This is a genomic window from Nonomuraea sp. NPDC004702 (assembly GCF_053601695.1).
Genome location: NZ_JBSGCE010000004.1, coordinates 284,031 through 301,961 on the forward strand (window position 1 = coordinate 284,031; position 17,931 = coordinate 301,961).

At 71.8% G+C, this 17,931-nt stretch carries 18 protein-coding genes; 8 read left to right on the forward strand and 10 right to left on the reverse strand.

Annotated features, from left to right (window positions below):
• Positions 1-170 precede the first annotated feature (170 nt).
• Positions 171-2,807 (reverse strand): pyruvate, phosphate dikinase, encoded by a 2,637-nt coding sequence (gene ppdK / locus ACWEJ6_RS08255; protein WP_452422353.1) that lies wholly within the window; start codon positions 2,805-2,807, stop codon positions 171-173.
• Positions 2,808-3,226: 419 nt separating this feature from the next.
• Between ppdK and ACWEJ6_RS08260 the strand changes: the two genes are divergently transcribed.
• The gene (locus ACWEJ6_RS08260; protein WP_452422355.1) at positions 3,227-3,670 is read left to right on the forward strand and encodes a hypothetical protein; all 444 of its coding nucleotides are present in this window, start codon (positions 3,227-3,229) and stop codon (positions 3,668-3,670) included.
• Positions 3,671-3,810: 140 nt separating this feature from the next.
• Here ACWEJ6_RS08260 and ACWEJ6_RS08265 read toward each other — a convergent pair whose 3' ends face one another.
• Both ACWEJ6_RS08265 and ACWEJ6_RS08270 read right to left on the reverse strand, forming a co-directional pair.
• Positions 3,811-4,983 carry a HAMP domain-containing sensor histidine kinase gene (locus ACWEJ6_RS08265; protein WP_452422357.1) on the reverse strand — a complete coding sequence of 391 codons (1,173 nt, stop codon included), beginning with the start codon at positions 4,981-4,983 and terminating at the stop codon, positions 3,811-3,813.
• Positions 4,980-5,642, reverse strand: a complete 663-nt coding sequence (locus tag ACWEJ6_RS08270; RefSeq protein WP_352323395.1) for a response regulator transcription factor — start codon at positions 5,640-5,642, stop codon at positions 4,980-4,982. Before ACWEJ6_RS08270 ends, ACWEJ6_RS08265 begins: the two co-directional genes overlap by 4 nt.
• Positions 5,643-5,792: 150 nt before the next feature.
• Between ACWEJ6_RS08270 and ACWEJ6_RS08275 the strand changes: the two genes are divergently transcribed.
• Positions 5,793-6,704, forward strand: coding sequence for a dienelactone hydrolase family protein (locus ACWEJ6_RS08275; RefSeq protein WP_452422359.1), 912 nt, complete (start codon positions 5,793-5,795; stop codon positions 6,702-6,704).
• A gap of 90 nt (positions 6,705-6,794) precedes the next feature.
• Here ACWEJ6_RS08275 and ACWEJ6_RS08280 read toward each other — a convergent pair whose 3' ends face one another.
• Together ACWEJ6_RS08280 and ACWEJ6_RS08285 are read right to left on the reverse strand one after the other, a co-directional pair.
• Entirely contained in the window at positions 6,795-8,180 is a 1,386-nt protein-coding gene (locus ACWEJ6_RS08280; protein WP_387672600.1) for a glycine--tRNA ligase, read from the reverse strand.
• 94 nt (positions 8,181-8,274) lie between these two features.
• Positions 8,275-8,562 (reverse strand): antibiotic biosynthesis monooxygenase family protein, encoded by a 288-nt coding sequence (locus ACWEJ6_RS08285; protein ID WP_352352524.1) that lies wholly within the window; start codon positions 8,560-8,562, stop codon positions 8,275-8,277.
• A gap of 57 nt (positions 8,563-8,619) precedes the next feature.
• Here ACWEJ6_RS08285 and ACWEJ6_RS08290 point away from each other — a divergent pair, with 57 nt between their 5' ends.
• From ACWEJ6_RS08290 to ACWEJ6_RS08310, 5 genes are all read left to right on the forward strand, one after another.
• Positions 8,620-8,964 (forward strand): DUF6703 family protein, encoded by a 345-nt coding sequence (locus ACWEJ6_RS08290; RefSeq protein WP_387672597.1) that lies wholly within the window; start codon positions 8,620-8,622, stop codon positions 8,962-8,964.
• 93 nt (positions 8,965-9,057) lie between these two features.
• Positions 9,058-9,963 (forward strand): metal ABC transporter substrate-binding protein, encoded by a 906-nt coding sequence (locus ACWEJ6_RS08295; RefSeq protein ID WP_397160594.1) that lies wholly within the window; start codon positions 9,058-9,060, stop codon positions 9,961-9,963.
• The gene (locus tag ACWEJ6_RS08300) at positions 9,960-10,739 is read left to right on the forward strand and encodes a metal ABC transporter ATP-binding protein (protein ID WP_387672591.1); all 780 of its coding nucleotides are present in this window, start codon (positions 9,960-9,962) and stop codon (positions 10,737-10,739) included. The genes ACWEJ6_RS08295 and ACWEJ6_RS08300 overlap by 4 nt, the downstream gene beginning before the upstream one ends.
• Positions 10,736-11,608: a metal ABC transporter permease gene (locus ACWEJ6_RS08305; protein WP_352323402.1), complete on the forward strand. Its 873-nt coding sequence runs from the start codon at positions 10,736-10,738 to the stop codon at positions 11,606-11,608. The genes ACWEJ6_RS08300 and ACWEJ6_RS08305 overlap by 4 nt, the downstream gene beginning before the upstream one ends.
• Positions 11,605-11,994 (forward strand): Fur family transcriptional regulator, encoded by a 390-nt coding sequence (locus ACWEJ6_RS08310; protein ID WP_352323403.1) that lies wholly within the window; start codon positions 11,605-11,607, stop codon positions 11,992-11,994. The genes ACWEJ6_RS08305 and ACWEJ6_RS08310 overlap by 4 nt, the downstream gene beginning before the upstream one ends.
• On the opposite strand, the gene ACWEJ6_RS08315 is transcribed toward ACWEJ6_RS08310, so the two are convergent.
• On the reverse strand, positions 11,934-12,851 hold the full coding sequence (locus ACWEJ6_RS08315; protein ID WP_452422363.1) for a DMT family transporter: 918 nt from the start codon (positions 12,849-12,851) through the stop codon (positions 11,934-11,936). The two genes, ACWEJ6_RS08310 and ACWEJ6_RS08315, sit on opposite strands and share 61 nt — an antisense overlap.
• Positions 12,852-12,942: 91 nt before the next feature.
• Here ACWEJ6_RS08315 and ACWEJ6_RS08320 point away from each other — a divergent pair, with 91 nt between their 5' ends.
• The gene (locus tag ACWEJ6_RS08320; RefSeq protein ID WP_352323427.1) at positions 12,943-13,470 is read left to right on the forward strand and encodes a CGNR zinc finger domain-containing protein; all 528 of its coding nucleotides are present in this window, start codon (positions 12,943-12,945) and stop codon (positions 13,468-13,470) included.
• Positions 13,471-13,727: 257 nt separating this feature from the next.
• On the opposite strand, the gene ACWEJ6_RS08325 is transcribed toward ACWEJ6_RS08320, so the two are convergent.
• The 4 genes from ACWEJ6_RS08325 to recO form a co-directional block, all read right to left on the reverse strand.
• Positions 13,728-15,317: an ABC transporter permease gene (locus tag ACWEJ6_RS08325; protein ID WP_452422365.1), complete on the reverse strand. Its 1,590-nt coding sequence runs from the start codon at positions 15,315-15,317 to the stop codon at positions 13,728-13,730.
• Positions 15,314-16,222, reverse strand: a complete 909-nt coding sequence (locus tag ACWEJ6_RS08330; RefSeq protein WP_452422367.1) for an ABC transporter ATP-binding protein — start codon at positions 16,220-16,222, stop codon at positions 15,314-15,316. The genes ACWEJ6_RS08325 and ACWEJ6_RS08330 overlap by 4 nt, the downstream gene beginning before the upstream one ends.
• A gap of 120 nt (positions 16,223-16,342) precedes the next feature.
• The gene (locus tag ACWEJ6_RS08335; RefSeq protein ID WP_358292126.1) at positions 16,343-17,125 is read right to left on the reverse strand and encodes an isoprenyl transferase; all 783 of its coding nucleotides are present in this window, start codon (positions 17,123-17,125) and stop codon (positions 16,343-16,345) included.
• Positions 17,122-17,856 carry a DNA repair protein RecO gene (gene recO / locus ACWEJ6_RS08340; RefSeq protein ID WP_352352515.1) on the reverse strand — a complete coding sequence of 245 codons (735 nt, stop codon included), beginning with the start codon at positions 17,854-17,856 and terminating at the stop codon, positions 17,122-17,124. The genes ACWEJ6_RS08335 and recO overlap by 4 nt, the downstream gene beginning before the upstream one ends.
• Positions 17,857-17,931 lie beyond the last annotated feature (75 nt).

Genomic DNA, 17,931 nt, shown 5'->3' on the forward strand with positions numbered 1-17,931 from the left:
GGGGCGCCGGCAGGGAGGGAACCCCCGTGAACTTAGGCGTCCCGGAGATCATCATCGGTTTCGTGCTCTTCTTCCTCCTGATCGGGATCGTGGTGTTCACCGCCGTGGCGCTGGCCAACCGGCGCCGCGGGTAGGCGCGGCCGGGGCAGGGGCCCCGGCCGCCGCGCTCGTCAGCGGGTGTCGGAGTCGGTGTCGGTCAGCGCCGCGCGGCCGGCCTCCAGCCGGGCCACCGGGATGCGGAACGGGGAGCAGGAGACGTAGTCGAGGCCGACCTCGTGGCAGAAGTGCACCGAGTCGGGGTCGCCGCCGTGCTCGCCGCAGATGCCGACGTGCAGGTCGGGGCGGGCCGCGCGGCCCTCCTCGACGGCGATCCTGACCAGCCGTCCGACGCCGTCGCGGTCCAGGGTCTCGAACGGGCTGACGCCGAAGATGCCGAGCTCCAGGTAGCGCGAGAAGAAGGCGGCCTCGACGTCGTCGCGGCTGAAGCCCCAGGTCATCTGGGTCAGGTCGTTCGTGCCGAAGGAGAAGAACTCGGCGGCCTCGGCGATCTGGCCCGCCGTCAGCGCCGCCCTCGGCACCTCGATCATGGTGCCGATCAGCGCCTCGACGCCGGTCTCCGCGAGGATCCTGGTCGCCTCCTCGCGTACGGACTCCAGCTCCTGGACCGACGCCACCAGCGGGATCATGATCTCCGGACGCGCGCCCGGGACCTCGGCCGCGGCCTGGGCGATCGCCCGCACCTGCATGGCGAACAGCCCGGGGATCACCAGGCCGAGCCGCACGCCGCGCAGGCCCAGCATCGGGTTCTGCTCGTGCAGCCTCTTGACGGCGGACAGCAGCCTGCGGTCCTTGTCGGTCACGTCGGGCGAGGTGGCGACCTTGACCGACAGGTCCACCAGGTCCGGCAGGAACTCGTGCAGGGGCGGGTCGATGAGCCGGATGGTGACCGGGTCGCCGCCCATGGCCTTGAAGATGCCGATGAAGTCGGCCTTCTGCAGGGGTTCGAGGGCGTCGAGCGCGGCCTGCCGCTCCTGGTCGCCGTCGGCCAGGACGAGGTCCTCGACGAGCTGGCGGCGCTCGCCGAGGAACATGTGCTCGGTGCGGCACAGGCCGATGCCCTGGGCGCCGAAGCGGCGGGCCCGCGCGGCGTCCTCGGGGGTGTCGGCGTTGGCGCGGACGCGGAGCCGGCGCACGGAGTCGGCGTGGCCCATGATCCGGTCCACGGCCCTGACCAGGTCGTCGTCCGGCTGCGCGCCCTCGAAGTACTCGACGACGGCCGAGTCCACGACCGGGACCTCGCCGAGGTAGACCTCGCCGGTGGTGCCGTCGATGGAGATCACGTCCCCTTCGGCGACGACCTCGCCGCCGGGGGCGGTGAACCTGCGCTCGCCGGTGGAGACCTCCAGCTCCTCGGCGCCGCACACGCACGTCTTGCCCATGCCGCGGGCGACCACGGCGGCGTGCGAGGTCTTGCCGCCGCGGCTGGTCAGGATGCCCTTGGCGGCGATCATGCCGGCCAGGTCGTCGGGGTTGGTCTCGCGGCGGACGAGGATGACGTCCTCGCCCTGCCCGGCCAGCTCGACGGCGCGCTCGGAGGAGAAGACGACCTTGCCCACGGCGGCGCCCGGCGAGGCGTTCATACCCTTGGCGATCTTCTTCTTCTCGGCGCCGCCGTCGAAGCGGGGGAACATGAGCTGGGCGAGCTGGTCGCCGTTGACGCGGGTGACGGCCTCGTCGAGGGTGATCAGGCCCTGGTCGACGAGCTGGGTGGCGATGCAGAAGGCGGCCGCGGCGGTGCGCTTGCCGACCCGCGTCTGGAGCATCCACAACTTGCCGCGCTCGATCGTGAACTCGATGTCGCACAGGTCCTTGTAGTGGTTCTCCAGCGTCTCCATGATCTGCAGCAGCTCGTCGTAGGAGCGCTTGTCGAGGCGTTCGAGTTCCTGGAGGGGGATGGTGTTGCGGATGCCGGCGACGACGTCCTCGCCCTGGGCGTTCTGCAGGTAGTCGCCGTAGATGCCCTGCTGGCCGGAGCCGGGGTCGCGGGTGAAGGCGACGCCGGTGCCGGAGTCGTTGCCGACGTTGCCGAAGACCATGGCCACGATGTTGACGGCGGTGCCGAGGTCGGCCGGGATGCGCTCCTGGCGGCGGTAGAGGATGGCGCGCGGGGCGTTCCACGAGTCGAAGACCGCCATGACGGCCAGCCGCATCTGCTCGCGAGGGTCGGCGGGGAAGTCCTTGCCGGTCTGCTCCCGGACGATGCCCTTGTAGGTCTCGACCAGACCCTGCAGCTCGCCCGCGTCGAGGTCGGTGTCCTGGCGGCGGCCCTTCAGCTCGTCGAGCGCGTGCTCGAACAGGTCGCCGTCGAGGCCCAGCACGGTCTTGCCGAACATCTGGATCAACCGGCGGTAGGAGTCCCAGGCGAAGCGGTCGTTGCCGCCCGCCTGCTTGGCCAGGCCGTGCACCGACTCGTCGTTGAGCCCGATGTTGAGGACCGTCTCCATCATGCCCGGCATGGAGAACTTCGCGCCCGACCGTACGCTGACCAGCAGCGGATCGTCGGCCTGACCGAGCCGGCGGCCCATCTGGGCCTCCAGGGCGTCCAGGTGCTCGGCGACCTCGCGCTCCAGGCCGTCGGGAAGAGCGCCTTCCGTCAGGTAGTGACGGCAGGCTTCAGTGGTGATCGTGAATCCGGGGGGTACGGGCAGCCCGAGATTCGTCATCTCGGCGAGATTCGCGCCCTTTCCACCGAGAAGATCCTTGAGATTCCTGTTGCCCTCGGTGAAGTCGTAAACGTACTTGGCCACCACAGCTCCAATCCAACGCTTCTGCCCGGGACTCTACCGGCGAAATTGATGATGAAACTGCACTCCTCGGTTAAGTCATCGTTTTTGCAGGTCAACCGCCCGTGACAGGTCTAATCCAATTATAGGACCGCTGCCCGATAAATTGGTTTATACCAATTGGTTTACACCAATTCTTGAGAAAGAGGAGCGAGAGGTGGGGAATCGGATCCGGCCCCGCCAGGAGACGCCCATGGCGGCTCGCGGCAAGCCAAAGCGTCGTGCAGGCTTCGTCGCGGGATCGGCCAAGCCCTCCGCGGACACGGTGATCTACCTGGACCTCCGGCCCCCGCGACCGGCGGCGGACGTCGTGATCGCTCAACGTGACCCACCTCGGGTCGTTCCGCGATATGGACGTGATCGAGGCATGACACTCTGCTCGCATGCCCCGCACGACGCCCCGAGGTCTGATGGCCGCCTGCCTGGTCCTGGCGCTGTCCGCCTGCGGCTCGGGAACGCCCGAGCCCTCCGGGGGGTCGACGGTGCCGGGAGCGGAACAGCGGCACGCGACCCAGCTCCGGCCGGGCGACTGCCTCGTGTCCATCCCCGACGACCTGATCGCGACGCTCGTGCCGTGCGGCAACCCGCACGCGGCCGAGTTCGGCATGATCTACGTCGTGCCGGAGGGGGCGTGGCCGGGCGCCGAGCAGGCCAGGCGGCAGGCCACGGACTTCTGCGCGCCGCGGCTGCGGATCGCGCCGGGCAGGCGGGGCGAGGTCAAGGTGACCGCGTTACCGCCGCTGGAGGAGGAGTGGCCGCGCCATCGCACGGCGTACTGCGTGGCGGTGGCGCGGGACGGGCAGCTCGTCGGGCGCGTGGTGGAGTAGGACGCACAGGCCCGCGCCGGCGCGGACCCCCCGGCGCGGGCCCACGACGCGGGCCCCGCGAGGCGGTCGGGAAGGGCGGGCGGGCGGTCAGGCGGGGGCGGTCGGGAAGGGCGGGCGGTCAGCCAGGCGGGGGCGGGCGGTCAGGCGGGGATGGGGTTGGTCTCGGGCGCCGGGCCCGGCGCGCCGTCGCGCGGCGGCAGCCACAACACGAACGTGGCCCCCTGCCCGAGCCTGGAGAACACCGCCACCCGTCCCCCGTGCGACTCCACGATCTGGCGGACGATGGCCAGGCCGAGCCCCGTGTGCCGGTCGCGCCGGCTGGCCTCGCCGCGCCAGAACCGGTCGAAGACCCGCTCCTGCTCGGCCACGCCGAGGCCGGGCCCGTCGTCCCTGACCGCGACCCACAACCAGCCGCCCGACCGGCCGGCCTCCACCCGGACGCCGCCGCCCGGCGGGGTCAGGCGCACCGCGTTGGACAGCAGGTTGGCCACGGCCCGGCGCAGCGCGTCCTGGTCGCCGGTCATCTCCAGGTTCCGGTCCAGCCCGCGGGTGATCGTCAGGCCGCGGGCGGCGGCCGGCGCCGCGTACTCCTCGCACGCCTCCCGCGCCACCCTGCTCAGGTCGAGGTCGGCGTCGGCGAACGCGGTCGCCTGCCGCCGGGCGCTGGCCAGCAGGTCCTCCACGAGCCTGGTCATGCGGGTGGTCGCCCGGTCCACGATCTGCACGGCCCTGGCCCGCTCCGCCTCGCTGGCGTCGGGCGAGGCGAGCACGGCGTCCACGTTGGCCCGGATGATCGTCAGGGGGCTGCGCAGCTCGTGCGAGGCGTCGTCGATCAGCCGGCGCTGCGCGCTGAACGCCTCCTCCAGCCGGTCGAGCATGGTGTCGATGGTGTCGGCCAGGTCCTTGAGCTCGTCGCGCGAGCCGCCCAGCCTGATCCGCCGCGTCAGGTCGGTCGCCTGGATCTCCTCCGTCGTCCGGGTGATCGACCGGACGGGACGCAGCACCCGTCCCGACAACACCCACCCGATGCCCAGGGACGCCAGGTAGAGCCCGGCCAGGGTGGCCAGCGAGTAGTCGCGCAGCGTGGCCAGCGTCCTGATGTTGACCTCGTTCTCGACCTCCTCGATGAAGACGACCTCCTGCTTGCCCACGTACTGGTTGCCGCGGTACGCCTTGGCGTACTCGGTCGAGTACGGGCGTTCCTCGGTGGTCTTGGAGACCGCGACGTAGATGCCGCCCAGCACCAGCGCGGCCAGCACGAACAGCAGCCCCGAGTAGAGCACGGTGAGCCGGAAGCGGATGGTGTGGATCACGCCGGCTCCCTGAGCCGGTAGCCGCGGCTGATCACCGTCTCGATGAGGCCGTCCTCCTGGAGCTTGCGGCGCAGGTTGCCGACGGTGACCCGGACGGTGTTGGTGAACGGGTCGGCGTGCTCGTCCCAGACGTGTTCGAGCAGCTCCTCGGTGGAGACCACGTGGCCGGGACGGGTCATCAGGTAGTGCAGCACGCCGTACTCCTTGGGGGTCAGGGCCAGGGAGCGGCCGTCGAGGGACACCTCCATGCGGGCGGTGTCGATGCGCAGCCCGCCCACCTGGAGGACGGCGGTGCCGCCGGTGTCCCTGCGCAGCAGCGCCCGCACCCTGGCCAGCAGCTCGGGGAAGGCGAACGGCTTGACCAGGTAGTCGTCGGCGCCCTCGTCGAGGCCGCGCACCCGGTCGTCGAGGCGGTCGCGGGCGGTGACCATGATGATCCGCACCCCGCGGCCGGCGGCCCGTACCGAACGGCAGAGCTCGAAGCCGTCGCCGCCGGGCAGGTTCAGGTCGAGCAGCACCAGGTCGTAGGTGTTGACCTCCAGCTTCTCGTGCGCCGACGGCGCGTCGTAGGCCACGTCCACCGCGTAGCCCGCCCGGACCAGACCCACCCGTAACGCGTCGACCAGGTCTTCCTCGTCCTCGACCACCAGCAGTCGCATGATCTTGACCATAGTTCCGGATGAGGGGTCACGCCATGGGGCCGGAGCGGCGTTCCCGGTTCCAGCACCACCTCACCAAACGCCAGCGAAAAACCACATAACTATCGCCTTTACACGATTTTTCGGTGTTCACGGTTAGATCTTTCGACCATGACGCCCTTCCAGCGATATTTGGCAGAAGAAGTGGCACTCGACCACGTAGAGGGCCTGATCTCGCGGCGCGAGGCCCTGCGCCGCCTGGGCCTCCTCGGGCTCACCCTCCCCGCCGCCACTGCTCTCCTCGCCGCCTGCGGCGCCACTCCCGACACCGACCCGGCGAGCACGCCTCCGCCGCTCGCGGCCTCGCCGTCCGGCACGGCCTCCCCCGCGGGCCCGGCCCCGCTGCCCACGCAGGAGATCACGTTCCCCGGCCCCGACGGGACCACCCTGCGGGCCGCCTGGGCCCCCGCCGCCGTCCCCAAGGGCGCGGTGCTGGTCATGCACGAGAACCGCGGGCTGACCGACCACATCCGCTCGGTCGCCGGCCGCCTGGCCGCCGGCGGCTACTCGGCCCTGGCGCCCGACCTGCTCTCCCGGGACGGCGGCACGGCCGCGTTCGCCGACACCGCGCAGGTCACCGCCAAGCTGGGCGAGATCCCCCAGGAACGGCTCGTGGCCGACATGAAGGCGGCCGTCGACGAGTTGGAGAAGCGGGCCGAGGGCGCCGGGCTGGGCATGATCGGGTTCTGCTTCGGCGGCGGGATGACGTGGCTGCTGCTGTCGTCCGGGGAGACCCGGCTGGCCGCCGCGGCGCCCTTCTACGGCCCGCTGCCCGACGACGCGGACCTGACCGAGGCCAAGGCGTCCGTGCTGGCGATCTACGCCGAGCACGACGACCGCGTCAACGCCACCAGGGACGCGGCCGAGGCGGCGCTGACGAAGGCCGGGCTCACCCACGAGCTGGTGACCGTCCCCGGCGTCGGCCACGCCTTCTTCAACGACACGGGCCCCCGCTACGACGAACGGGCCGCCTCGCAGGCCTACGACTACGTGCTGACCTGGTTCGGGCGCCACCTGTCCTGACCGACCCGGCGTGTCCTGCGGTCTGGCTGGAAAATGCGAGCGCCGCCCGCGGCAGGAGAGCCGGGGCGGCGCTGACAGGTGAGGCCGGGGTCAGTCGTTGAGACGCTGGCGCAGGTAGGAGTCGACCTGGTCGATGGCGATGCGCTCCTGGGCCATGCTGTCGCGCTCGCGGATCGTCACCGCGTGGTCTTCGAGGGTGTCGAAGTCGACGGTGATGCAGAACGGGGTGCCGATCTCGTCCTGGCGGCGGTAGCGGCGGCCGATCGCGCCGGCGTCGTCGAACTCGACGTTCCACCGCCTGCGCAGCTGCGCGGCCAGGTCGCGGGCCTTCGGCGACAGGTCGGCGTTGCGCGACAGCGGCAGCACCGCGGCCTTGACCGGCGCGAGCCGGTGGTCGAGCCGCAGCACCGTGCGCTTCTCCAGGACGCCCTTGGCGTTGGGCGCCTCGTCCTCGGTGTAGGCGTCGAGCAGGAAGGTCAGCGTGGCCCGGTCGACGCCGGCGGCCGGCTCGATGACGTAGGGGACGTAACGCTCACCGGTGTCCTGCTCGAAGAAGCTCAGGTCGACGCCCGAGGCCTTGGAGTGGGCGGTGAGGTCGAAGTCGGTGCGGTTGGCGATGCCTTCGAGCTCGCCCCACTCCGAGCCCTGGAAGTTGAAGCGGTACTCGACGTCGACGGTGCGCTTGGCGTAGTGGGACAGCTTCTCCTGCGGGTGCTCGTAGAGGCGCAGGTTGTCCTTGTTGATGCCCAGGTCGGAGTACCAGCGGAACCGCTCGTCGATCCAGTACTGGTGCCACTCCTCGTCGGTGCCGGGCTTGACGAAGAACTCCATCTCCATCTGCTCGAACTCGCGGGTGCGGAAGATGAAGTTGCCCGGGGTGATCTCGTTGCGGAAGGACTTGCCGACCTGGCCGATGCCGAACGGGACCTTCTTGCGCGCCGACTGCTGCACGTTGAGGTAGTTGATGAAGATGCCCTGGGCGGTCTCCGGGCGCAGGTAGGCCAGGCCCGACTCGTCCTCCACCGGGCCGAGGAAGGTCTTGAGCAGGCCGCTGAACTGCCGGGGCTCGGTGAAGGTGCCCTTGTTGCCGCAGTTGGGGCAGGTGATGTCGGCCAGGCCGTTCTCGGGCTCCTTGCCGTTCTTCTCCTCGTACGCCTCGACGAGGTGGTCGGCGCGGAAGCGCTTGTGGCACGACTGGCACTCGGTCAGCGGGTCGGTGAAGGTCTCGACGTGGCCGCTGGCCCGCCAGACCTCGGGGGCCAGGATGACGCAGGAGTCGAGGCCCACCACGTCGTCGCGCGACTGGACCATCGACAGCCACCACTGCCGCTTGACGTTGTTCTTCAGCTCGACACCCAGAGGACCGTAGTCCCACGACGCGCGAAGTCCGCCGTAGATCTCGCTCGACGGGTAAACGAGCCCGCGGCGCTTGGCGAGGCTGACGATGGTGTCCATGACGTCGGTGCGTCGTGCCATTTTGGTTGCGTCTCTTTCCGGCTGGAGGTCGGCGAGTGAATTCGGTGAGATCCCAGCTTAGGGGACGCTCACCCGGTCCCGCGCGCGAGTATCGCTACGCACCCTCTTGCGTGTACACGTCCTCGTACGCGCTGGGTTCGTTGACCATGAGGATCATCAACGGGTACATGACCATCCTGGAGGCCGACAGCGCCCTGCGGTAGAACCCGGCGCCCTCCCATTCGCTGACCAGCGCCCACAGGTTGGGCTCGTCGACCGAACGGGCCAGCCGCCCACGGTGGAAACCCGGCTGGGCGGCGAAGGTGTCGAGGATGGCGTGGCCCTGCTTGAGGAAGTCCTGGGACTGGGACTCTGGCACGGTGTATCGGATCACGGCGAGCACCAGCCCAGCCTAGAGGTGCGCACCCTGCTGTCAGGCGAACTCCCATAGGCTCTCGACGTGGCCTCCAAAAACAAGCGCCCGCTGCCCCAGGGCGAGCAGTTCTTCACGCCGGGCGCGGGCGGCGCGCGCAAGGCCGTCGAGCGGCGCAGCGCGGTCCCGATGACGTTTCTGTTCACGCAGGTGCCCAGGTGGGCGGCCCCCACGGTGCTGGTGATCCTGCTGCTGGCCGCCTTCGCGCTGGCCAACTGGCTGGGCGGCGTGGCCGCGTTGGTGGTGCTGGCGTTCGTCGGGTGGCTGGCGTACCTGTCGTGGCCGTCGCTGGGCATCGGCGGGCGGCTGCTGCGGGTCGTGATGCTGGTCTTCCTGGCGCTCCTGGCGGCTGACCGGTTTGGGGCGTTCTAGTCCGGCCCGCCGTTCTAGTCCGGCCCGCCGGAGATTTTGACAATCATTTTCATTTTCTCCATACTTGAGGGCGTGATGTCCCGTACGCCCCCAATGCGCGCCGTAACCTTCCTCGCCGGAGCAGCCCTGCTGGCCACGTCCGCCTGTGGCGCCGGGGCCGCGGAGAGCACCGAGACCGCCGCGGGCGGCAGGCCCGCGGTGATCGCCGCCTTCTACCCGCTCCAGTGGCTCACGGAGCAGGTGGCCGGGCCCGACGCCGACGTGACCGTCCTGACCGCGCCCGGCGTCGAGCCGCACGACCTGGAGCTGGGCATCCAGCAGATGACCAAGCTCCAGGACGCCGCCCTCACCGTCTACGTCAAGGGCGTGCAGCCGGCCGTCGACGACGCCGTCTCCGCCGACACCGCCTTCGACGCCGCCGCCGTCGTCACGACGATCCCGGCGGGCGGGCACGCCGATGAGGAGGGCCACGCGGAGGAGCACGGCGTCTCCTACGATCCGCACATCTGGCTCGACCCGTCCCGGCTGGCCACGGTCGCCGGAAAGCTGGGCGAGCGGCTGGCCGCCGCCGACCCCGCCCACGCGCAGGCGTACAAGGACCGCGCCGCCACGGCGGCGGGCGTGCTGGGCGGCCTCGACCAGGAGTTCGCCAAGGGCCTGGCCGGCTGCGCCGGCAAGACGCTGGTCACCGCGCACGAGGCGTTCGGCTACCTGGCCGACCGCTACAAGCTCAAGCAGGTCGGCATCACGCTCGACCCCGAGACCGAGCCGTCGCCCAAGCGCCTGTCGGAGGTGGCCGCGCTGGCCAGGGCCGAGGGCGCCACCACGATCTTCACCGAGTCCCTGGTGAGCCCGAAGGTGGCCGAGGTGCTGGCCGGCGAGGTCGGCGCGAAGACGGCCGTGCTCGACCCGCTGGAGAGCAAGCCCGCCGGCGACTACCTGACGGCCATGCGCGACAACCTCAAGACCCTCCGGACGGCTCTGGGGTGTGCGGCATGAGCGAGACGGCCTTCGCGATGACCGGCGGCCGGGTCAGCTTCGACGGCCGGCAGATCCTGCGCGGCGTCGACCTGACCGTCTGCCCCGGCGAGGTGGTGGCCCTCCTGGGGGCCAACGGCTCGGGCAAGTCCACCCTGGTCCGCGCGCTGCTCGGCCTCACCCCGCTGTCCGGCGGCCAGACCCTCCTGTACGGCTCCCCGCCCGCCCGGTTCCGCGACTGGTGGCGCATCGGCTACGTGCCCCAGCGCCTCCAGGTCGGCGGCGGCGTGCCCGCCACCGTCCGCGAGGTCGTGGCCTCGGGCCGCGTCGCCAGGCAGAGCCGGCTGCGCAGGACCAGCGCGGCCGACCGGGCGGCGGTCGCGCACGCCCTCGACGCGGTCGACCTGACCGGCCGGGCCGGCGACCCCGTGCAGTCGCTCTCGGGCGGCCAGCAGCAGCGCGTGCTCATCGCCCGCGCCCTGGCCGGGGAGCCCGACACGTACGTGATGGACGAGCCCACGGCGGGCGTCGACGCCGAGACCCAGCAGCTCCTGGCCGACACGCTGGGCGGCCTGGTCCGCGACGGCAAGACGATCGTCCTGGTCGCCCACGAGCTGGGCCCGCTGGAGCCGCTGATCACCCGCGGCGTCGTGGTCCGCGAGGGCCGCGTCGCGCACGACGGCGAGCCGCCGCGGCCCGAGGGCGAGTGCGCCAGGCCGGGACACGAGCACCAGCATCCGCACGCTGAGGAGCCGCCAGCCGGCCCGCTGACCGGCTGGCAGGGAGAACCGCGATGATCGACCTTCTGCAGGAGAACCTCTTCCAGCTCGCGCTGATCGCCGCGCTGCTGGTGGGGCTGTGCGCGCCCGCGGTGGGCACGTTCATCGTGCAGCGCAGGCTGTCGCTGCTCGGCGACGGCATCGGGCACGTCGCGCTGACCGGCGTGGCGCTGGGCTTCCTGACCGGCACGGCGCCGGTGCTGACGGCCGTGGTCGTCTCGGTGCTGGGCGCGGTGGCGATCGAGCTGGTCAGGGCCCGGGGCCGGACCAGCGGCGACGTCGCGCTCGCCCTGCTGTTCTACGGCGGCATCGCGGGCGGCGTCATGCTCATGGGCATCGCCCCCGGCGGCAGCAACGCCAAGCTGAACTCCTACCTGTTCGGCGCCATCGCCAGCGTCACGCGGGAGGACATCTGGATCATCGGCGCGCTGGCCGTGGCGGTCATCGGCGTGGTCGTCGTCTTCGGCAGGGAGCTGTTCGTGCTCTGCCAGGACGAGGAGATGGCCAAGGCCAGCGGCCTGCCGGTGCGCTTCCTCAGCCTGCTGATCGCGGTCACCGCCGCGCTCACCGTGGTCATCGCCATGCGCGTGGTCGGCCTGCTCCTGGTCAGCGCCCTGATGGTGATCCCGGTGGCCACGAGCCAGCAGCTCACCAGGGGCTTCCGGGCCACGATGGGGCTGGCGATGCTGTTCGGCGTGCTGGCCTCGGTGGGCGGTCTGCTGGCCTCGACGATGTCGTCGCGGGTGCCTCCGGGCGCGGCGATCGTGCTTCTCGCCCTCGCCGGCTTCGTCCTGGCCCTGGCTGTCGGTAAATTCGTACGGCGAGGCCGTATCCAGGAGTCCCCAGTGAGCCGGCGACCACATGTCCGTGTCGAGGAGGTCGCATGACGACGAGGCGCGATGCCGTGCACGACACCCTTCGCCGCAGCGAGGGGTTCCGCAGCGCCCAGGACGTCTATGCAGAGATGCGCCTGCACGGCGCCAAGATCGGGTTGACCACCGTCTACCGGGCGCTGCAGGCGCTGGCCGACTGCGGCCAGGTCGACGTGCTGCGCACCGACGAGGGCGAGTCGGTCTACCGGGCGTGCGCCAGCGACGACCATCACCACCACCTGGTCTGCCGCCGTTGCGGGCACACGGTCGAGGTGGCCGGGCCGGCCGTCGAGCGCTGGGCGGAGGCCGTCGGCAGCGACCACGGCTTCACCGAGATCACTCACACGGTCGAGGTCTTCGGCACCTGCTCGTCCTGCTCGGCGCCGGCCCGCGTGGGCTGAGGGCCGCGGGAGCCGTACAGCACGCCGAGCACGACGGCGGCGCACCCGGCGAGCTGCAGCGCGGAGGGCCGCTCCCCCAGCGTGAGCGTGGAGATGGCGACCGTGGTCATCGGCTGCACGAGCAGCAGCAGCGCCGTGAGCGCCGCGGGCTGCCTGGGCAGCGAGTACGTGATCAGCAGCCATCCGGCCACCTGCGGCCCCAGCGCGAGCAGCAGCAGCCACCCGTGCGCCGGCCATTCCGGCGCCAGGTCGGCGCCGCCGAACAGCGGGCTGAGCACGGCGATCAGCACGGTGGCCACGACGGTCGCGTGCGCCAGGGGCCCGGCCGTCCGGCCCGGCCCGGCCTTCATGAGCAGCAGGTAGGCCGCGTACACGACGGAGGTCGCCAGCCCGGTGACGGCGCCCATGACGGGGTCGAGCCCGTACGCCGCGCCGTCGAACACCCCGGAGATCAGCACGACCCCGCCGAAGACGATCGGCGTGCTCGCCATGAGCCGGTTGGACGGGCGCTCGCGGAACAGGCCCCAGGCGGCGAAGGCCACGATGAACACCTGCAGGTTGCCCAGCACGGTCGCCAGGCCCGCGCCGACCAGCTTGATCGACTGGTGCCAGAACAGCAGGTCGAGGGAGAACAGCACGCCCGCCGCCCAGGCCGGCAGGGCGTTCCCCCAGGGCAGGGGCCCCAGCTTCCGCCGTTCGAGCCAGGCGAGCAGCAGCATGGGCGGCGCCGCGTACGCGCAGCGGAACAACGCCGACGTCGCGGGCGACGCCCCGGACAGCCGCACCAGGGGCGCGGAGGTGGAGATGATCAGTGCTCCGGCGATCGCGATCAGGACGATACGCCGATATGCACTCACGGAAACCCCCGGAGTCCCATGGGAGAGATACGCTGCGACCACGCTAGAACCGGCCCCGACAGGAGTCAACATGCCGTTTGGCCATGACATGGTGCATTCTTTGGCGACCGTTGTCGACCTGGTCAACACCTCGCCGTCCACCGGCGGCGACGACGGTCTGGCCAGCCTGGCCGAGTTGCAAGCCTTCGTGGAGTCCCGGCAGATCAGCGGCATCGGCGCGCTGACGGCCCGCGACCTCGGCCAGGTGCGCATGGTGCGCGAGGCGTTCCACCGGGTGTTCACGGCCTCCGACGTGGCGAGCGCCGTGCGCACGCTCAACGCGTTGCTCGCCGAGACGCGCATCACGCCCAGGCTGACCGAGCACGACGGCCACCCCTTGCACGTGCACTACTTCGCCACCGACGCCTCCCTGGCCGAGCACGTGGCCGCCGACTGCGGCGTGGCGCTGGCGCACCTGCTGGTGGAGGGCGAGATGGAGCGCCTGCGCACCTGCTCGGCCCCCGACTGCGACCGCGTGTTCGTCGACGAGTCCCGCAACCGCTCGCGGGTCTACTGCGACAGCCGCACCTGCGGCAACCGCATGCACGTCGCCGCCTACCGGGCCCGCCGCCGCGCCTGACCGTCCCGCACGCGAACCGCCCGTCCCCGCGACGATCGGGGGACGGGCGGCAGGTGCGGGTGATTCAGGGTGCTTCGCTGGACGTCTGCCACCACGGCGGCTTGGCGGTGGCGAAGACGTCGGAACAGTTGCACGAGCCGCAACCTGGGATCATCGGCCCTCCTTCATCGTGGGGGAACGGGTTGTACCCGCCTTCACCGGCTCTCAGCCTGACCCTCGTGCCAGAATTCCGGATACCGCCGCGACGCCACGTCTCCTCAGCCGGCGTCGCGCCGCCGCAGGGCGAGCAGCCCGCCGGCCGTGAGCGCGGCCGTCAGCGCGAGCAGCGTCAGCTCCGGCGCCGCGCCGAACGCCTGCCCCGCCATGATGTTCGGCAGGTAGTGGAACGGCTCGAACGGCGTGCCGCCCCACACCCCGTAGAAGGGCGCGACGACCTGTCCGAGCAGGACGGTCAGGATCCAGGCCGCCCAGCACAGCGGCACGCTCGCCCGGGGCAGCAGCCCGTAGGCCGCCACGCAGACCGCGCCGACGCACCACGCCGCCGGGGCCTGGCTCAGGGCGGCGGCCAGGAAGCGCGGCGCGGTGCCGGCGAAGTCGCCGAGGAGCGCGGCGTACACGGCGCTGAAGACGAGGGCGGCGAGCGCGAGCAGCGCGACCGTGCCGAGCGCGGCCACCGCCAGGTGCCCGGCCGCCCAGCGGACCCGGGTCAGGGGCGTGGCCTGCACCTGGGCGGCGCGGCCCGAGGTCTCCTCCGTACGCAGCCGCACGACCATGAGCACCGGGTAGAGCGCGCTGCCGTAGGCGAGGATCAGCAGGTAGTACCACATGTAGCCGTCGAGGGCGTCCGCCGCGGGGACGCCGAGCAGGTTCGTGATGTTGGCGACCACGACGCTCGGGTGGGCCAGCACGTCCTTGGCCAGCGGGCCCATCGCGCCGCCCATCGCCGCGAACGCCGCCGTCCCCGCCGCCCACTTCAGCAGCAGGCCGCGGTGCAGCCGCCAGGCCAGGGAGACCGGGCCGCGCAGCCGGGGGGCCTCCTGCTTGCCCGGCCGTTCCGGCAGCACGCCCGAGCCCAGGTCCCGGCGGCCGAGCAGCGCGTACGCCAGCGCGCACAACCCCCCGGCGGCCAGGGTGGAGACGCCGAGCAGCCACCAGCGGTCGGCCCGGTAGGCGTCCACCAGGTGGCTCCAGCCGAGCGGCGACAGGGCCTTCAGCCACGGCCGGTCGCTCGCGTCGGCGGCGTAGCGCAGGACGTAGGCCAGGCCGAGGGCGTACAGGCCGATGACCGTGGCGGTGCGGGCGTCGCGCGCCAGTTGCGCGGCGACGGCGCCGACGCCCGCGAACACCCAGCCCGCCACCACGACGGCGGCGCCGTAGGCGAGCGTGCCGACGGGTTCGAGACCGGCGGCTAGCAGGGCGGCGGCGGTCAGCGCCCCGCCGGTCAGGCTGCTCGCCCCGGCCACCAGCAGGGCCGCGCCGAGCGGCGCCCGGCGGCTCACCACGCCCGCGCGGACCAGCTCGGTCCGGCCCGCGTCCTCCTCCCGGCGGGTGTGCCTGATCACGGCCGTCAGGGCGGCGAACGCGTTGATCACGTAGAGGAAGCCGCCGCTGCGCCAGGTCGCCAGCACCTCCAGGCGCGGCTCGACGACCCCGCCGCCCAGCGCACGGAAGAAGGCGTAGCGGCGGACGACCTCGGTGTAGGCCAGCTTCAGCTCGTAGGTGCCCATGTTGCGGTTGATGTAGCCGACCATGGCCAGGCTCAGGGCCACCAGCAGCAGGAGCCACCAGGGGGCGATGGCGCGCTCGCGGCGCAGCGCCAGGCGGACGAGCGTCCACGTGCCGCTCATCGCACCGCCTCCGCCGGCCGGCCGGCCGCGTAGTGGCGCAGGAACAGCTCCTCCAGCGTGGGCGGGCGGCTGTCCAGGGTGCGCACGCCCGCCGCGGTCAGGCTGCGCAGCGCCGGGCCGAGGGCGTCGGCGTCCACGTCGAAGCGCACCCGGCCGCCCTCCGCGCGCAGGTCGTGCACGCCGGGGAGCCCGGCCAGCCCTTCGGCGGGCCGGTCGAGCTCGGCGTGCACGGTGGTGCGGGTCAGGTGGCGCAGCCCGGCCAGGGTGCCGCTCTCGACCGCGCGGCCGTCGCGGATGATCGTGACCCGGTCGCACAGCGCCTCGACCTCCGACAGGACGTGGCTGGACAGCAGCACGGTACGGTCGCCGCGCCGCCGCTCCTCCCTGACGACCTCCCGGAACGTCTCCTCCATGAGCGGGTCGAGCCCGGAGGTCGGCTCGTCGAGCAGCAGCAGCTCGGCGTCGGAGGCGAGCGCGGCGACCAGCGCGACCTTCTGCCTGTTGCCCTTGGAGTAGGCCCGGCCCTTCGTGCGCGGATCGAGGCCGAACCGGTCGAGCAGGTCCTTCCTGCGCCCGCGGTCGAGGCCGCCGCGCAGCCGGCCCAGCAGGTCGATCACCTCGCCGCCGGACAGGTCGGGCCACAGCGTGACGTCGCCCGGCACGTACGCCAGGCGGCGGTGGAGCTCGGCGGCCTCGCGCCAGGGGTCGCCGCCGAGCAGGCGGACGCTGCCCGCGTCGGCCCGCGCGAGGCCGAGCAGGATCCGGAAGGTCGTGCTCTTGCCCGCGCCGTTGGGGCCCAGGAAGCCGTGCACCTCGCCGGTGCGCACGCTCAGGTCGAGCCCGTCGAGGGCCCTGGTCCGGCCGTACGCCTTGACGAGTGCGGCCACCGAGATGGCGTCCCTCATGATGATCTGCCTCGTGACTGTTCGCTCGTACAGTTGACTACCCGAACGAGTAGGACGCTATATCGGCGTATAGTCACTGTCCAGCGCGGCAGCTCAGCAGGGGGGAACCCCGGGGTTTCGCTAGGCGCCGGTGACCTCGTTGGGGATCGCGCCGCCGTAGCGGCGGTCGCGCTTGGCGTAGATCTCGCACGCCGCCCACAGGTCGCGGCGGTCGAAGTCGGGCCAGAGCCGGTCGAGGAAGACCATCTCGGCGTAGGCCGACTGCCACAGCAGGAAGTTCGAGAAACGCTGCTCGCCCGAGGAGCGCAGGAACAGGTCGACCGGCGGGATCTCCGGCTCGTCGAGGTAGCGCGCGAACACCTTCTCGCTCACCTTCGACGGCTTGACCCGCCCGGCCGCGATGTCGGCCGCCAGCTTGACCGCCGCGTCGACGATCTCGGCCTGGCCGCCGTAGTTGACGCAGAACTGCAACGTCAGCTTGCTGTTGCCGAGGGTCATCTCCTCGGCGCTCTGCAGCTCGGAGATCACGCTCTTCCACAGCCGGCCCGGCCGGCCCGCCCAGCGCACCCGCACGCCCATGGCGTTGAGCTCGTCGCGCCGCCGCCTGATGACGTCGCGGTTGAAGCCCATCAGGAAGCGCACCTCGTCGGGCGAGCGCTTCCAGTTCTCCGTGGAGAAGGCGTAGGCGCTCAGGTAGGGGACGCCCAGCTCAAGGGCCCCCTCGATGACGTCGAACAGCGAGGACTCGCCCGCCTTGTGCCCTTCGGTGCGCGGCAGGCCGCGCGCCTTGGCCCAGCGGCCGTTGCCGTCCATCACGATGGCGACGTGCCGGGGCACGAGGTCACGCGGGATCGGCGGCGGGGTGGCGCCTGACGGATGAGGGGTCGGAGGCCGGACGTTCACGCATGCTCCCTTTCGACGTGTCGCAGAGAGCGTATTCCGTGTTCCAGATGCCATTGCAGATATGCGGCCACCAGACCGCTGCACTCGCTGCGGTGGCGCGACTCCGAGGCGTCGGCGGTGGCCCAGTCGCCGCGCAGCAGCGCCGTCATGAGCCCGATCGTCTCCCCCGCCGGCACCGCCGAGCCCGCCGGACGGCACGCCCCGCACACCACGCCGCCCGCGACGATGGCGAAGGCCCTGACCGCCGGGGCCTGGCACTTGGCGCACGCCTCCAGCGCGGGCGCGTAACCGGCCACCGCCAGCGAGCGCAGGAAGTACGCGTCGAGCACCAGCCTGGCCTCATGGGCGCGTTCGGACAGCGTGCGCAGGCCGCCGACCAGCAGCAGGAACTGCCGCAGCGCCGGCTCCTTCTCGCCGTGGGTCAGCCGGTCGGCCGTCTCCAGCATGGCGCTGCCGGCGGTGTAACGGGGGTAGTCGACGGCCAGCGCCTCGCCGTAGGGCCTGATGGTCTCCGCCTGGGTGATCACGTCGAGCGTGCGGCCGGTGTGGAGCTGGAGGTCGACGTGCGTGAACGGCTCCAGCCGCGCGCCGAAGCGTGACTTGGTGCGGCGCACGCCCCTGGCCACCGCCCGGATCTTGCCGGTGCGCTTGGCCAGAACGGTGACGATGCGATCGGCCTCACCGAGTTTCTGCGTCCGCAGGACGACGCCTTCGTCGCGGTAGAGACTCACTTGCCCATCTTACGGCCGCACGCGCGGCATGTTCCGGGCATGCTCTGGTGACGCGAGTTTGCCCTGCCGTCACTA

Bases quoted from the DNA above. Each gene is read 5' to 3' on its own strand.
- ACWEJ6_RS08310 (WP_352323403.1), top strand. From the start codon at position 11,605: ATGACGACGAGGCGCGATGCCGTGCACGACACCCTTCGCCGCAGCGAG.
- ACWEJ6_RS08270 (WP_352323395.1), bottom strand. From the start codon at position 5,642: ATGCGACTGCTGGTGGTCGAGGACGAGGAAGACCTGGTCGACGCGTTA.
- ACWEJ6_RS08280 (WP_387672600.1), bottom strand. From the start codon at position 8,180: ATGGCACGACGCACCGACGTCATGGACACCATCGTCAGCCTCGCCAAG.
- ACWEJ6_RS08260 (WP_452422355.1), top strand. From the start codon at position 3,227: ATGCCCCGCACGACGCCCCGAGGTCTGATGGCCGCCTGCCTGGTCCTG.
- ACWEJ6_RS08300 (WP_387672591.1), top strand. From the start codon at position 9,960: ATGAGCGAGACGGCCTTCGCGATGACCGGCGGCCGGGTCAGCTTCGAC.
- ACWEJ6_RS08305 (WP_352323402.1), top strand. From the start codon at position 10,736: ATGATCGACCTTCTGCAGGAGAACCTCTTCCAGCTCGCGCTGATCGCC.
- ACWEJ6_RS08330 (WP_452422367.1), bottom strand. From the start codon at position 16,222: ATGAGGGACGCCATCTCGGTGGCCGCACTCGTCAAGGCGTACGGCCGG.
- ACWEJ6_RS08325 (WP_452422365.1), bottom strand. From the start codon at position 15,317: ATGAGCGGCACGTGGACGCTCGTCCGCCTGGCGCTGCGCCGCGAGCGC.
- ACWEJ6_RS08275 (WP_452422359.1), top strand. From the start codon at position 5,793: ATGACGCCCTTCCAGCGATATTTGGCAGAAGAAGTGGCACTCGACCAC.
- ACWEJ6_RS08295 (WP_397160594.1), top strand. From the start codon at position 9,058: ATGCGCGCCGTAACCTTCCTCGCCGGAGCAGCCCTGCTGGCCACGTCC.